A 15,026-nucleotide genomic window follows, 5' to 3' on the forward strand; every position below is an offset into this window, starting at 1 on the left:
CACCGACGGCTCGGTCCGCGACGTGCCGCAATGGGCCCCGGGTTTCCAGGCGCTGGCAGGCTCGATCGGCCCCTCGCACGCTTGGGTGCATGCCGAAAGTTTTGGCGGCGAGGTCCGCGTCGCCGGGATGACGGTGCGCTCCGACGACCTCATTCATGCCGACCGGCACGGCGCAATCGTCATCCCGATCGAGATTGCCGCAAAACTGCCGGAAGCCTGCGAGCTGTGTGGGCGCCGAGAGGCCCCGATCCTGGAGATCGCGCGCTCGGCGGACTTTTCGCTTGAGAAGCTGAAGGAGGCACTCAAGCGCTCGGCAGAAATTCATTAGACCGCGCGGGATGCATCCTCATGGACATGGACGGCAAGACGGTTCTGGTGACCGGTTCGACCGATGGCGTCGGCCGCTATGTGGCAAAGAGGCTCGCGCTCGCCGGCGCGAAGGTTTCCAGTCACGGCCGTGATCGGGAACGGGCCAGGACTCTGGAGGAGGAGATCAAGCGGGAGGGGGGCCGCGCGCCAGAATTCTATTGGGCTGATCTTTCCTCGCGTGGCGAGACGATAATGCTGGCGCGCGAGATTCAGCGCGGGTGCAAGCGGCTCGACGTCCTGGTCAACAATGCCGGGATCGGATCGCTGAATGGCGGGCCCGAGCGCCAAACGAGCGAAGACGGCCATGAGCTCCGCTTTGCAGTGAACTACCTCGCGGGCTTTGCGCTCACCTGTTACCTGCTGGGGCGGCTGAAGGCCGCCGCGCCTGCGCGCATCGTCAATGTCGCTTCCCTCGGTCAGCACCCGATCGACTTCGATGACGTGATGCTCACCAAAAACTACTCGGGCTCGCGCGCCTACGCGCAGAGCAAGCTTGCCCAGATCATGTTCACGATCGATCTGGCCGAGGAGCTGAACGGCACCGGCGTCACCGTCAACGCGCTGCATCCGGCAACTTACATGGATACGACCATGGTGCGGGCCGGCGGCATCACGCCGATCTCGACGGTGGAGCAGGGCGGCGAGGCGATTTTGCACCTCGTTTGCGGCGACGACGTCGCGGCCAAGAGCGGGCTGTTCTTCAACGGCATGAACGAGGCGCGTGCCAATCCGCAGGCCTATGATGCGGCGGCGCGGCAGCGCTTGCGCAAGCTGAGCCTGGACCTGACGGGGCTCTCGGCGGCTTATGGTTAGCAAAGCGTTGAGAATTGTATGCACGCAACGCGGCTGACGGTCGATTGCTCGCCGTTCGCCGCGACTGTCGGCCGAAATGATCACGATCCGTCCGTTCCACGCGGTGTGCACGACTTATCCTTTACGCGTCTTTAATGGCAGCTTCGTAGGGTCTTCAGCACGCGGTTCAGGAGGGACCGCCGCGCCGTCCAGGATGGCTGGCGTTTGCGTAGGCGTTGGAGTCTCCCATGGATATCATGACGGGCGCCGGGCTCGTATTCGGCACGGTCGTCATCGCGACCTTGATGCTGCTCGGCGGCGATCTGAACATCTTCGTCAGCGACCACGCCGCCATCATCATCTTCGGCGGCTCGACCGCGGCGACGATGATCCGCTTTCCCCTCAAGGTCATGCTGCATGGGATCCCGCTCGGTGCAAAGTTCGCGTTCACGATGAGCCGACTGTCCGCGCATGACCTCGTCGACGAACTCGCCCGCATCGCCGAGATCGCCCGCAAGCAGGGTCCGGTCGGCCTGGAAAAGGTCGAGACCGACGAGCCGTTTTTGGCCAAGGGCATCCGCTACATCGCCGACGGCTATGACATCGAATTCATCCGCGACAATCTGGAGCGCGACCGCGACAACTTTCTCATGCACCTCGACGAGGGCAGCAAGATCTACCGCGCCATCGGCGACTGCGCGCCGGCCTTCGGCATGATCGGCACCCTGGTTGGCATGGTGCAGATGTTCGCCAACATGACCGATCCCTCAAAACTCGGCCCGTTCATGGCGACCGCGCTGCTTGCTACCCTCTACGGCGCGCTCGTTGCGAACCTGGTCTGCCTGCCGATCGCGGACAAGCTGCATGGCAAGCTCTTGGACGAGGAGACCAACCGTACGCTGATCATCGATGGCATTTTGATGATCCGGGATTCCAAGAGCCCGGCGCTGGTCCGCGAGATGCTGCTCGCCTATCTGCCCGAGAAGCATCGCCACGGAGAGGGCGAGCCGGTACCGGCTTGAGCCAGATCGGGAGCCCCGGCGATGGCCAAGAAAAAACGCGGTGATGCGCATGGCGGCGGACACGGTTGGTTCGTCACCTTCGCCGACCTCATGGGCCTGATGATGAGCTTCTTCGTGATGCTCACCGCCTTCTCCACGATGGACAACAACAAGCTGAAGATCGTCGCGGGCTCGATGCGCGACGCCTTTGGCGTGCAGACCCAGGCGCGTTATTCGGGCATCGTAGAGTCCGATGGCCTGCCGACCCGGCCCAAGCTGAAGAACGCCGACCACATCTCACCCGAGGAGGCCTCGAACACCCCGACCCCGGATCAGCAGGAGAACAGCCGCACGGCGGGCGCCCGTCTCAAGGTCGATCGCGAATTCGCGCTGGCCTCCGCGTCGCTGCGCCAGGCGCTGCAGGACCTGCCGGAGCTGACGGAAATCTCGAAACACATCATGTTCGAGGAGACCAAGGAGGGACTCAATCTCGAGATCGTGGACCAGGACGGCCGCTCGATGTTTGCAGACGGCTCCAAGGAGCCTTATGAGCGCACCCGCAAGATCATCGAGAAACTCGCGGGTCCCCTGAAAGCAACACCGCTGCGCGTCACGATCACTGGCCACACCGCCGCCGGCTTTGTCCCGAACCGGGGGGATTATGGCAGCTTCGAACTTTCGGCCGATCGCGCCAATTCGGTGCGTCAGATTCTCGAGCGGCAGGGCCTGCCGCCCTCCCATTTCTATGCGGTGTCGGGCAGAGCCGATAATCAGCCGCTGTTCCCGGATGATCCGTCGCTTGCTGCCAATCGGCGCGTCACGATCACGCTGATGAAGGAAGCGCCGCCGCTCCCGCCCGACTTGAAGCCATAGCGGTTATTGGTATTATGATACCTGATTTGCTCAGGCAAATATTGACCTGCAGTGACATCATGGGCACTTGCAAAATCGCGCGTGCTGTTATCGTTGGCGATAGTCTCGGCAATCGCTGCCTGGATCAAATTGGCCGACAACGTCTTTCCTTCCGCATGGCTGTCAGTACCACCTCCCAGGAAGCGCAGGACGTTCCCGTCGCGACGGGTTTCTGGGCGCTGACGCTCGGCAGCATCGGCGTCGTGTTCGGCGACATCGGAACCTCGCCGCTCTACGCCCTGCGCGAGGCCGTGGCCGGCGCCGCACAGGGCCAGCCAGTGACCCGCATCATCGTCCTTGGCGTGCTTTCGCTGATTCTCTGGTCCCTGCTGATCGTCGTGACTGCAAAGTACGTGCTTCTGCTGCTGCGCGCCGACAACAATGGCGAGGGCGGCACGCTGTCACTGATGGCGCTGGGACAGCGGGCACTCGGCCGGAGAAGCCTGCTTCTGCTTGCGCTCGGCGTGGTCGGTGCGTCGATGTTCATCGGCGATTCCATGATCACGCCGGCGATCTCGGTGCTGTCGGCGGTCGAGGGCCTCAAACTCGCGACGCCGGCGCTCGAACACTATGTGGTGCCGCTCACGGTGTTCATTCTGTTCGCGCTGTTTGCGGTGCAGAGCAGGGGAACGGCCCGCGTAGCGTCCGCTTTTGGTCCGGTCATGGTGGTCTGGTTTGCGAGCCTCGCCGTGCTCGGCATCCTCAATATCAGCGATGACCCGACCGTTCTGGCCGCCATCAATCCCTGGTATGCGCTGCATTTCCTGCTCTCGCATGGAACGGTTGGTCTTGTGACGCTGGGGGCGGTGTTTCTCGCCGTGACCGGGGGCGAAGCGCTCTATGCGGATCTCGGGCACTTCGGCCGCAGGCCGATCCAGACCGGCTGGCTCTACTTTGTGCTGCCATCGCTTCTGATCAATTATTTCGGCCAAGGCGCGCTGGTGTTGTCGAACCCGGCGGCGCTCGAAAATTCCTTCTATCGGATGGTACCGGAGATCCTGCTGCTGCCGGCGATCGTGCTGGCGACCGCCGCCACGGTCATTGCGAGCCAGGCGGTCATTACCGGAGCCTATTCGCTCGTCCGCCAGGCGGTGCAACTTGGTCTCTTGCCGCGCTTCGAGGTCCGCTACACCTCTGAAACTCATGCTGGGCAGATCTATTTGCCGCGGGTGAACACCTTGCTGCTGCTCGGCGTGATGCTGCTCGTGCTGCTGTTCCGGACCTCGAGCAATCTCGCATCGGCCTATGGAATCGCGGTGTCAACGACCATGCTGGTCGACGGCATCATGGGTTTCGTTGTGATCTGGAAATTGTGGAATCTGCGCGCCGCCACCGCCGTCGCCATCATCATTCCATTCGTCGTGGTCGACGTGACCTTCTTCAGTGCGAATCTCCTGAAGCTGTTCGAAGGCGCCTGGGTCCCGCTGATGTTCGGCGTCGCCATGGCGATGATGATCTGGACGTGGCGCCGCGGCTCGGCGATCCTGACCCGCAAGACGCGGGGCGAGGAGGTCCCGCTCCGGACTCTGATCACGAGCCTCGAGAGAAGGCCGCCGCATGTGGTCAAGGGCACGGCCGTGTTCCTGACCAGCGATCCGAACTTCGTTCCCACCTCGTTGTTGCACAACCTGAAGCACAACAAGGTGCTTCACGAGCACAATGTGATTCTCACCATCGAGACCGCCCAGACCCCGCGCGTCGATCTTGCCGAGCGGGTCCGGATCGAGACCATCAGCGAGAAATTCTCCACGGTGAGGCTGCGCTTCGGTTTCATGGAATCGCCAAACGTTCCGCGAGCGCTGGCGGTCGCACGCAAGCTCGGCTGGCAGTTCGACATCATGTCGACGTCGTTCTTCGTCTCGCGCCGCAAGTTGAAACCGTCGGCCCAGTCCGGAATGCCGCTATGGCAGGATCGCGTGTTCATCGCCATGAGCCGTTCGGCAAATGACGCGACCGATTATTTCCAGATTCCGACCGGGCGTGTGGTTGAGGTCGGCACCCAAGTCACCATCTAGAAGTCATGCACTTTTGCATATCTCGGGCACAAAAAAGGCTATGCTATGCTAAAGATGCAGGTCTATAAGCCCGTCGCTTCGCGATTGTGCAGTGAAGCATATTGAGGCAACCAGCTCCGATGACCAGTGAAGTCGCAGCTCCCGCCGCGGAAGCATCGGCGGCGAACGGGCATACCGATGCCCATTCGACAGCCAGTTTTACCGCCCTGACCCTGGGCAGTATCGGGGTCGTTTACGGCGATATCGGTACCAGCCCGCTCTATGCCTTTCGCGAGGCCGTGGTGGCGGCGAGTCCGGGCGGGGAGGTGACGTCGCAGGCGGTGCATGGCGTCATCTCCCTGATCTTCTGGGCGCTCATGGTCGTGGTGACCATGAAATACGTGCTGATCCTGTTGCGCGCCGACAACCATGGCGAAGGCGGGACGCTGGCGCTGATGGCGCTGGCACAGCGCGCCGTCACCAAGGCTGGCACCGTCAAGGCCGCGGCCGTGATCGTCCTGCTCGGGGTCATTTCGGGCGCGCTGTTCTATGGCGACGCTGTCATCACGCCGGCGCTCTCGGTGCTGTCGGCCATCGAAGGCATCAAGCTCGTCACGGCCGCGTTCGATCCCTATGTCGTGCCGCTGACGATAATCATTCTGGTCGCGCTGTTCGCTGTGCAGTCGCGCGGCACCGCGCGCGTCGCCGCCTTCTTCGGACCGATCATGCTGGTCTGGTTCGTCGTGATCGGCATGGCCGCAATTCCCCCGATCTTGCGACATCCGGAAGTGCTGCTGGCGCTCAATCCGTTTTATGCCGTCTCGTTCATGCTTCATCATGGCATGATCGGCTTCGTGACCTTGGGCGCGGTGTTCCTGGCGGTCACCGGCGCCGAGGCGCTCTATGCCGATCTCGGGCATTTCGGCAAGCGGCCGATCCAGACCGCCTGGCTGTTCATCGTGCTGCCCTCGCTGGCGCTGAACTATCTCGGCCAGGGCGCCCTGGTGACCGCCGATCCCAAGGCGGTGGAGAATCCGTTCTTCCTGATGTTTCCGGACTGGGCGCTGCTGCCGATGGTCGCCCTTGCCACGGTCGCCACCGTGATTGCGAGCCAGGCCGTCATCACCGGCACCTATTCGCTGACCCGGCAGGCGACCCAGCTCGGCCTGTTGCCACGCTTCGAAATTCGCCACACCTCGGAGGTGCATTCCGGCCAGATCTACATTCCACGCATCACCAAGCTGCTGCTGATGGCCGTGGTGCTGCTGGTCCTGATGTTCAAATCGTCGAGCGCCCTTGCTTCGGCCTACGGCATCGCCGTGACCGGAACCATGGTGGTCACGGCGATGATGGGATTCGTCGTGGTCTGGCGGGTCTGGCAGTGGTCAGCCGTCGCGGCCGCGGCGCTGATCGCCCCGTTCCTGTTCCTGGATCTCACTTTCCTGACCGCGAACCTCCTGAAGGTCTGGGAGGGCGGCTGGGTGCCGCTCGCGCTCGGCGGTTTCGTGATGCTGCTCATGTACACGTGGCGGCGCGGCAGCCGGCTGCTGTTCGAGAAATCGCGCAAGCTGGAGTTTCCGCTCGCCGATCTGGTCGCGATGCTGGAGAAGAAGCCGCCGCAGCGCGTGCCCGGCACCGCGGTGTTCCTGACCAGCGATCCCCTGAGCGCGCCGACCGCGCTGATGCACAGCCTCAAGCACTACAAGGTGCTGCACGAGAAGAACGTGATCCTGACCATCGAGATTGCGTCGACACCGCGCGTCGACATCTCCGAGCGCGTTAGGCTCGAACAGCTCAGCCCGAGCTTTTCGAAAGTCGTGCTGCGCTTCGGCTTCATGGAATCGCCCAATGTGCCGCGAGCGCTCGCGATCGCGCGAAAACTCGGCTGGCAGTTCGACATCATGTCGACCTCATTCTTCCTGTCCCGCCGCGCCTTGAAGCCGGCCGCGCATTCCGGCATGCCGCGCTGGCAGGACCATTTGTTCATCGCGCTCAGCCGGAGCGCCAACGACGCGACCGACTATTTCCAGATCCCGAGCGGGCGCGTGGTCGAGGTCGGGACCCAGGTGACGGTCTGAGCAGTCTGAAAGGCGGCTGCCGGGCAGGGGGTCCGCAGCGCTTGATTTTGGCCGCGCAAGAGGCGAGTTTGACGCCGAATTTCCGGCAACTCACGCCGGCACCCCAGGGAATCGTTGGGAGGATCATCGTGGCTCAGCACCAAGTGCATGATTTGACACCGCAGGAGGTGTCGCAGGGGATCGCGGAAGGACGCTATCTTCTGGTCGACGTCCGCGAGCCGAATGAAGTTGCCGTGGAAGCCTATCCCGATGGAATAGTCGTCCCGCTGTCCACCTTCGATCCGAAAGAAATCCCCGATCCCGCCGGCAAGCGGGTCGTGTTCGCCTGCCGCTCGGGCAAGCGTTCGGTGACCGCTTCCCTCGCCGCGCAGAATGCGGGCCTGCCCTATGACAGGCATCTGGCCGGTGGAATGCTCGGTTGGAAGGCCGCGGGCCTGCCGACCAGGACCGGCGACTGATCTTCGCGATGACCTCCCTGAACAAGGTCTTTGCCGACCTCCCGGTCACCATTTTCGAGGCGATGTCGCAGGCCGCCCGCGATAACAACGCCATCAATCTCGGCCAGGGATTTCCCGACGGTCCGGGCCCGGAGGATATCCGCCGCGCCGCCGCCGATGCCGTCCTGAACGGCTACAACCAATACCCCTCGATGATGGGCATCCCGGAGCTGCGGCAGGCGATCGCGGCGCATTACAGGCACTGGCACCGCCTCGACCTCGATCCGATGACCGAGGTGATGGTGACCTCGGGCGGCACCGAAGCACTGACCTCGGCGATCCTGGCCGTGGTCGAGTCCGGCGACGAGGTCATCGTGTTCCAGCCGGTCTATGATTCCTATCTGCCGATCATCCGCCAGGCTGGCGGCATTCCCCGCCTGCTCAGGCTCGAGCCGCCGCACTGGCGACTGTCCGAGGAGATGCTGAAAAGCGCTTTCACCGCAAAGACCAAGGCGGTGCTGTTCAACAATCCGCTGAACCCGGCCGCGGTGGTCTATCCGCGCGAGGATCTCGAACTCCTGGCCCGCTACTGCCAGGAGTTCGACGCCATTGCGATCTGCGACGAGGTCTGGGAGCACGTCGTGTTCGACGGCCGCGAGCACATCCCGCTGATCACCATTCCCGGCATGCGCGATCGCACTATCAAGGTCGGCTCGGCGGGAAAAATCTTTTCGCTGACGGGCTGGAAGATCGGTTTTGTCTGCGCGGCACCGGCGCTGCTGCGGGTGGCTGCAAAAGTGCACCAGTTCCTGACCTTCACGACAGCGCCCAATCTGCAGGCGGCGGTCGCCTATGGTCTCGGCAAGCCGGACGACTATTTCCATGATATGCGCAAGGATCTGGCGCGAAGCCGCGACCGGTTGACAGCGGGACTGGAGCGCATCGGCTTTCCCGTGCTGAAGTCGCAAGGCACCTACTTCCTCACCGTCGACCTGTCGCCGCTCAAGCTGAACGAGACGGATCTCGCCTTCTGCAAGCGGATCGTGACCGACTACAAGGTTGCCGCGATCCCCGTCTCGGCCTTCTACGAAAAGGATCCGGTGACCACGGTGGTGCGGTTCTGTTTCGCCAAGAATGATGCAACCCTCGACGCCGCGCTCGAACGGCTGTCGGATGCGGTGCATCGCCGATAGGGAATTTTGGAATGTCTGGCGCGGTGCCTCGGCGGAGCATGGTCGTTGCGGCTTTGACGGCGCTCGCCTTCGTGGCGACGCCGGCCGCCGCGCAGGAGCGCATCGTCAACTTCTACAACTGGTCGAACTACATCGCCCCGGGCGTGCTGGAGGATTTTACCAAAGAGACCGGCATCAAGGTGGTCTACGACACGTTTGACGCCAACGAGACGCTTGAGACGCGCCTGTTGGCCGGCAAATCCGGTTATGACGTTGTCGTTCCCACCGCCTATTTCCTGCAGCGTCAGATCAAGGCGAACGTGTTCCAGAAACTCGACAAGGCAAAACTGCCGAACCTTGCCAATGCCTGGCCCTTCGTGACGCAGCAGCTCGCGACCTACGACCCCGGCAATGTCTTTGCCGCAAACTACATGTGGGGCACCACCGGCATCGGCTATAACGTCAAGGCCGTGCAGAAGATTCTTGGGCAAGACGCGAAGATCGACAGCTGGGACATCGTCTTCAAGCCGGAGAACCTCGCAAAATTCAAGGATTGCGGCGTCCACATGCTGGATTCCGCCGACGACATCTTTCCCGCCGCCCTGAACTATCTCGGCCTCGATCCCAACTCGACCAGGCAGGCCGATCTGGAAAAGGCCGCCGATGTGGTCGGCAAGGTCAGGCCGTTCGTGCGCAAGTTTCACTCCTCGGAATATCTGAGCGCGCTCGCAACCGGCGAAATCTGCCTCGTGGTGGGCTGGTCCGGCGACATCATGCAGGCGCGCAGCCGCGCGGCGGAGGCCAAAGGAGACAACAAGGGCGAGGTCGAGATCGGCTATGCGATTCCGAAAGAGGGCGCGCAGATGTTTTTCGATAATTTTGCGATCCCTGCCGATGCCCAGCATGTCGCCGAAGCCTATGAGCTGATCAACTATCTCTACCGGCCCGAGGTCGCAGCGAAGAACTCGGATTTCCTCTCCTACGCCAACGGCAATCTGGCGAGCCAGAAGCTGGTCGATCCAAAAATCCTGAATGACAAGAACATCTATCCCGACCAGGCGACGCTATCAAAACTCTACGTCGTCACCGCGCGCGATCCAGCGACGCAACGCATCATCAACCGGCTCTGGACGCGGGTGAAGACGGGGCGGTGATGCTTTTCGTCATTGCGAGCGAAGCGAAGCAATCCAGAGAAATTCATCCGAAGGTTGAGAGACTGGATTGCGTCCGAGCTTCGCTCCTCGCAATGACGCGAGTTCCGTTTCAGGAACATGGCATTTTAATCACACGTCTTAACCAACGCGCGCACGCTCAGTAATACTACGGGTACGCAATTAGCACCTGCTGTGCAAATTGATTGTCACCGAGAAATTTGAGGGCTCGGGGCTAAAACCAACGCCGCTAGCGAATATACTCCGCTATCGGCGTTGCGCTTTTTTGGTGAGCCTTTCGCGGCATCAGGCGCTTGGCTGTCATCGCCAGCGCCGGTGCAGCCACAGCCACTGGTCGGGGTATTCGCGGATCCAGCCCTCGATCACGTTTGTGATGGCCTGCGTAGTGCCTTGGACGTCGATCTGGCCCTTGGTGTCGCGCACCGGCTTCACCTCTTCTGATAGTTCGGCGCGAAATCGATAGCCGGGCAGGCGGATGATCCGCACCCCATGAACCGGACATTCGACTTGGCGGAGCAGCCGCGCCAGCATCGGATTGGCCCGCGTCTTGCGGCCGAAGAAGGTGACCTCGACGCCGCCAGTGAGATACTGATCGACCAGCATCGCGACATGCTGGCCCTTCTGCAGCGCTTCCGCCAGCCGGATCGGGGCGTCGCGTCCCGCTGGGATCAGCGTTCCCATCTTGTCCGACCGCATCTCCTGGATGATGCGGTCGGCAGAGGCGATGTTCGGCCGGCGAAACAGGATCGCAGCGTCGAGGCCGTGCGCGACGGCCGCGAGCGCCGGCATTTCCCAGTTACCGAGATGGCTCGCGAAGATCAGCGCAGGCTTGTCGTCGAGCCTGAGCTGATGAAACAGCTCATGCGTGCGCGGTGGGATCTCGATGCGGCTCTTCAGGGGATAGGCCTCGTCGTAGTCCCAGATCCGGTCGATATGGGCGAACTCTGCGCCGAGCCGGCCGAGATTGTTCCAGACACCGGCCAGAATGGCGTCGATCTCCTCGGGCGATTTTTCCGGGAAAGCGGCGGCGAGGTTCGCGCGGGCGATCCTCTGCTCGCGCAGCAGCGGACCGACCCGGCCGGTGATGCGGCCGAACAGGTCGGCGGTCTTGAGCGGATCGAAATAGCGGGTGGTGCGCAGCAGGCCGATGGTCAGCGCGCCGACCACGGCACCGCCGACGGATTTCATCGCCTCACGCGAACGGATCTGGCTCTGAGCAAGCAATGACGCCATTTCGAGGAGAGGTCGCGCTCAGGCCGGTTCGCGCGTCAGGATCAGCGAGGCGTTCTGGCCGCCGAAGCCGAACGAGTTCGACATGACGGCCGTGACGCGCTGGTCGCGCGCGCTGTTGCCGACCACGTCGAACGGGATCGCGGGGTCCGGGATGTCATAGTTGATGGTCGGCGGAATCCGCTGATGCTCGAGCGTCAGCAGCGAGATGATCGCCTCCACCGCGCCAGCCGCGGAGATGGTGTGGCCGACCATTGACTTGTTCGAGGACACTGGGATCTGCTTGGCGCGCTCGCCGAACACTGCCGACACGCCGAGATATTCCATCTTGTCGTTCTCCGGCGTGGAGGTGCCGTGCGCATTGATGTGGTCGATGTCGTCTGGCGTCATGCCCGCATCGGCGAGCGTCTTCTGGATACAGCCGATGATCGGCTTGCCGTCGGGGCTCGAGCGGGTGCGGTGGAAGGTATCGGTGAGCTCACCGCAGCCGGCCACGACGCCGAGGATGGGGGCGCCGCGGGCGACGGCGGCCTCATAGCTTTCCAGCACGAGCGCACCGGCGCCTTCCGCCATCACAAAGCCGTCGCGGTGTTTCGAGAACGGCTTTGACGCGCCCTGGGGCGGGTCGTTCTGGGTGGACAAGGCTGACAGCAGCGAGAAGCGCACCAGCGCCTCCGGATTGACCGATCCCTCGGTGCCGACGCACAGCGCGGCCTCAGTCTCGCCCCGGCGAATGGCTTCGACGCCGAGCTGGATTGCGGTCGCGCCGGACGCACAGGCGGTGGACAGCGAGATCGGCGAGCCCTTGGTGCCGAACGTCTCGACCAGATGGGCCGCGACGGAACCGAACATGAACCGCTCATGGTAGGGCGTGAAGCGTCCCCCGCTGCTGACCCGGAGCATGTCATCATAGGTGATGTCTGTCTTGCCGATCGCGCGGCCCAGTTCCATGCGCTGTGGCCATTCCACCTCGACCGGCGCCACCGCCAGAAACAGCGGTCCCGGGAAGTCAGCCTTGCTGCCGATGCCCGACTGTTCGAGCGCCTCTCCCGTCGCCATCGTGGCCAGGCGCTCGGTCAGGCCGGTCGAGGTGAACGGGTCGACGCTGACGAAGTCGACGGTGCCAGCCATGGTGGTCTTCAAGGCGTCGATCGGAAAGCGCGTGATGGTGCGAATGCCGGATTCGCCGGCGGTGAGCTTCGCCCAGTTCTCGGCCTTGCCGGCCCCGAGCGAGGTCACGATGCCCATGCCGGTGACGACGACGATCGGCCGTCCAAACTTGTCGCGTGGTGCTGTCATGTGATCCCCCGCTACTTAAACCCCGCTCCAAGGTCACCCGACCGCTTCGACCAGGGCCATGCCTTCGCCGCGCCAGTGACCCGCCCCGACAACGACAATCTGGGACGGCGGCCCGGCCATTTCAATCTCCACGCCGGAGGAATCGCCTGCTGGAAACAGCGCGCCGCGCGAGATCGACAGCGCCGCCAGTCCCAGGCCGAGCGCAAATTGGGTTTCCATGGTGTGACCGAACCGGGTGCCGGTCGATCGCACCGCAAAATCGGCATGCTTTTGCAAAAAGGCCCGCTCTTCCGACGTCACGGGCTCGGCGCCGGTGGCGCCGGTGATGATCGCACCGCCGCCTTCGCGCGGCCCAAGCTGCGACCACAGCTGTTCAAGCGTTGCGGTGACGTCGCCGGTCCGCTTGCGCGGACTCATATCGGACACCACGTGCGAGAGCCGCGCGAATGGTTTTGCGCCCCGCGCGGTCGCATGCGCCTTGGACTCGATGACCAGGAAGGCACCAGCCGAGCCCAGCGCAAAGCCGGGATGCTGCTCGCGGGCCCAGACAGGCGCGAAGCGGTCCCTGAGGTTGAAATCGCCGAACTCGTAGAGCACCAGAAGATCCTTGCGCTCGCCATTGTGCGAGCCGCCGATCAGCGCAATGTCGCTCTGTCCGGCGGCTATGCGGGCCAGCGCGATCCTGGTCGCATCGACGCCCGCAACCTCCTCGCCCATGAAGGTCCGCGAGGTGCCGCACACCCCGTGCACGATCGCGATGTTGCCGGCGAGCAGGTTTGACAGCTGTGCCAGAAACAGCGTCGGGCGCAGATCACCCATCAGCCGCTCGTTGAGGAAACCCGGCGCGGAATTGCCCTTGGCCTGCGCGCTGAGGATGGCTGTGTCGACGGCGAGGTCGCGCTCGCCGCCGCCGGCCGCGACCACCATGTCCATCCGCGAGAGGATTTCCTTGTTCCCCTTCACACCCGCGGAGTCCAACGCCAGTCCTGCAGCGTAGGTCCCGATCCGCTGCCAGGCCTCCATCTGCCGCTGGTCGCCTTTTTTCGGGATCTGGGCGTCGAGGCTCACCTGCACCCAGGGATGCACGACATAGGGGGCAAAGTTCTTCTCGTCGACATTGATGCGGCCGGCCGTGAGCGCGTCCCAGTTCGCGTCGATGCCTTCGCCGAGCGAGGTCGCAAGGCCGATGCCGGTGATCCAGACTTCCGTCGATCCCGGCTTCGCGGTGGTTATCTCGGTCATGACAGCAGGGCCTGTTGGGGAAAGCCGACACGCTTGGCGACCGCGTCCATGTGTCCGCGTATGTCCGCATTTGGGAAGGGAATCAGCGTGAAGGTGAGCGCGGCGTTCGCACGGAGCTTGCCGTCGACTCTGATCTTCGCCTCGGTCATCGCGTAGCCCGAGCCCTCATGGGCCAGGCTAGCTTCAATGGTCAAAAGCTCACCGGGGAAAACCGAGCCGCGCACCTTGGCCTCTTTGACGGCGGCGAGGATCGGCATGCGCTCGAACTTCAGCACGCCGAGCAGCAGCCACCCCGACGTCTGCGCCATCGATTCGATCAACAGTACGCCTGGCATCAGCGGATGGCCCGGGAAGTGCCCCTCGAAAATGGTGTTCGTTTGCGGGACCTGCGCTTCGACCCGGATGGCCTTCTCTTCCAAGTTAAGGTCGAGAATGCGGTCGACCAGCTGGAAATACTCGAGCTGCATGGCTGGCGGTTTTAGGTACCCGTGCTCTTGGCCGCGACCAGTTCGTCGATGCGTGCACAGAGGTTCTTCAGGACGAAATACTGCTCGGTGGTGGCCTTGCCGTCATTGACCTCCTGTGTCCATTTCTCCAGCGGCAATTTGATGCCGAACGCCTTGTCGATTGCAAACGCGATGTCGAGGAAATCGAGGCTGTCGATGCCCAAATCGTCAATGGCGTGGCTATCCGGCGTGATCGTGTCGCGCGGAATGTCGCAGGTTTCAGCGATGATCGAGGCGACCTGATCGAATGTTGAGGACATCACTAAGCCTTTGATTTATTGGAGAATAGTTCCGAAACGGCGCGGCGAGCCGGCATCTCGCCCCGGGAATGTCCCGTTCCCGCCAGCGGGAGTCGAGTGCCCGTATATCGGAGCGCCGCCCTGAGTTCAATGGAGGCGGTAAAGCCTCCAGGCGGGATAAAAAGGGTTGGTTGGAAGGCTTTTTCGGAGGGATTGCACTAATATTGCTGGGTCGTGATGCGGGCGCAATCCCTGCGTCCCATCATCAGGCAGTCCTGGGTCTTGCGCAGGTCGGCGATGCTCATGGCGAGCCAGATCCCGATCGCGGTAAGTGCGACAGTGAAGGCAAAGGCTGCGATGTTGGCGAGCATCCGGTGACGGAAATCGTCCGGTTCCTCGCGGTCGCGTTCGTAAGCCGTAAGGTCGAGCGGCTCGGGGGCGGGGGTCTCATGTCGGGCCGGAGCCGCCATATCGACCTTCAACCCTCGCGGGTGGGCCGCGTTGCGCGGCCGGAACTGCAGCACACGGTGCTCGTCATCCGCTGCGATGGGCCGCTGGCTTTTCACTGCTGCCGACTCCGAGG

14 protein-coding genes and 1 pseudogene are annotated in these 15,026 nt (G+C 63.0%); 9 read left to right on the top strand and 6 right to left on the bottom strand.

The features are described 5' to 3' along the window. The 9 genes and pseudogenes from JOZ76_RS18605 to JOZ76_RS18645 form a co-directional block, all read left to right on the top strand. A pseudogene (locus JOZ76_RS18605) lies at positions 1 to 328 on the top strand (RraA family protein); the annotation flags it as partial. A gap of 20 nt (positions 329 to 348) precedes the next feature. Next, positions 349 to 1,182: an SDR family NAD(P)-dependent oxidoreductase gene (locus JOZ76_RS18610; RefSeq protein WP_291700561.1), complete on the top strand. Its 834-nt coding sequence runs from the start codon at positions 349 to 351 to the stop codon at positions 1,180 to 1,182. A 227-nt stretch (positions 1,183 to 1,409) separates the two neighbouring features. After that, positions 1,410 to 2,183, top strand: coding sequence for a motility protein A (locus tag JOZ76_RS18615; RefSeq protein WP_291700563.1), 774 nt, complete (start codon positions 1,410 to 1,412; stop codon positions 2,181 to 2,183). Positions 2,184 to 2,204: 21 nt separating this feature from the next. Further along, a complete protein-coding gene (locus JOZ76_RS18620; protein ID WP_291700565.1) occupies positions 2,205 to 3,035 on the top strand; it encodes an OmpA/MotB family protein in 831 nt (276 codons plus the stop codon). A 155-nt stretch (positions 3,036 to 3,190) separates the two neighbouring features. Continuing rightward, the gene (locus tag JOZ76_RS18625) at positions 3,191 to 5,089 is read left to right on the top strand and encodes a potassium transporter Kup (RefSeq protein ID WP_291700567.1); all 1,899 of its coding nucleotides are present in this window, start codon (positions 3,191 to 3,193) and stop codon (positions 5,087 to 5,089) included. A gap of 119 nt (positions 5,090 to 5,208) precedes the next feature. Further along, the gene (locus JOZ76_RS18630) at positions 5,209 to 7,146 is read left to right on the top strand and encodes a potassium transporter Kup (RefSeq protein WP_291700569.1); all 1,938 of its coding nucleotides are present in this window, start codon (positions 5,209 to 5,211) and stop codon (positions 7,144 to 7,146) included. A gap of 128 nt (positions 7,147 to 7,274) precedes the next feature. Continuing rightward, positions 7,275 to 7,604, top strand: coding sequence for a rhodanese-like domain-containing protein (locus JOZ76_RS18635; protein WP_291700571.1), 330 nt, complete (start codon positions 7,275 to 7,277; stop codon positions 7,602 to 7,604). A gap of 8 nt (positions 7,605 to 7,612) precedes the next feature. Next, positions 7,613 to 8,776, top strand: a complete 1,164-nt coding sequence (locus JOZ76_RS18640) for an aminotransferase (RefSeq protein ID WP_291700573.1) — start codon at positions 7,613 to 7,615, stop codon at positions 8,774 to 8,776. Positions 8,777 to 8,814: 38 nt separating this feature from the next. Beyond that, the gene (locus tag JOZ76_RS18645) at positions 8,815 to 9,909 is read left to right on the top strand and encodes a polyamine ABC transporter substrate-binding protein (RefSeq protein WP_291700616.1); all 1,095 of its coding nucleotides are present in this window, start codon (positions 8,815 to 8,817) and stop codon (positions 9,907 to 9,909) included. A gap of 318 nt (positions 9,910 to 10,227) precedes the next feature. On the opposite strand, the gene JOZ76_RS18650 is transcribed toward JOZ76_RS18645, so the two are convergent. From JOZ76_RS18650 to JOZ76_RS18675, 6 genes are all read right to left on the bottom strand, one after another. Further along, positions 10,228 to 11,160, bottom strand: coding sequence for a lipid A biosynthesis lauroyl acyltransferase (locus JOZ76_RS18650; protein WP_291700575.1), 933 nt, complete (start codon positions 11,158 to 11,160; stop codon positions 10,228 to 10,230). An 18-nt stretch (positions 11,161 to 11,178) separates the two neighbouring features. Continuing rightward, positions 11,179 to 12,456, bottom strand: a complete 1,278-nt coding sequence (locus JOZ76_RS18655) for a beta-ketoacyl-ACP synthase (RefSeq protein WP_291700577.1) — start codon at positions 12,454 to 12,456, stop codon at positions 11,179 to 11,181. Positions 12,457 to 12,489: 33 nt separating this feature from the next. Then, positions 12,490 to 13,698: a beta-ketoacyl-ACP synthase gene (locus JOZ76_RS18660; RefSeq protein ID WP_291700579.1), complete on the bottom strand. Its 1,209-nt coding sequence runs from the start codon at positions 13,696 to 13,698 to the stop codon at positions 12,490 to 12,492. Next, positions 13,695 to 14,165, bottom strand: coding sequence for a 3-hydroxyacyl-ACP dehydratase FabZ family protein (locus JOZ76_RS18665; protein ID WP_291700581.1), 471 nt, complete (start codon positions 14,163 to 14,165; stop codon positions 13,695 to 13,697). The genes JOZ76_RS18660 and JOZ76_RS18665 overlap by 4 nt, the downstream gene beginning before the upstream one ends. A gap of 11 nt (positions 14,166 to 14,176) precedes the next feature. Beyond that, positions 14,177 to 14,464, bottom strand: a complete 288-nt coding sequence (locus tag JOZ76_RS18670; protein ID WP_291700583.1) for an acyl carrier protein — start codon at positions 14,462 to 14,464, stop codon at positions 14,177 to 14,179. Between the two features lie 197 nt (positions 14,465 to 14,661). Further along, a complete protein-coding gene (locus JOZ76_RS18675) occupies positions 14,662 to 15,009 on the bottom strand; it encodes a hypothetical protein (protein WP_291700585.1) in 348 nt (115 codons plus the stop codon). Between the last annotated feature and the right edge of the window lie 17 nt (positions 15,010 to 15,026).

The organism is Bradyrhizobium sp., from assembly GCF_019244115.1.
Taxonomy (GTDB): domain Bacteria; phylum Pseudomonadota; class Alphaproteobacteria; order Rhizobiales; family Xanthobacteraceae; genus Bradyrhizobium.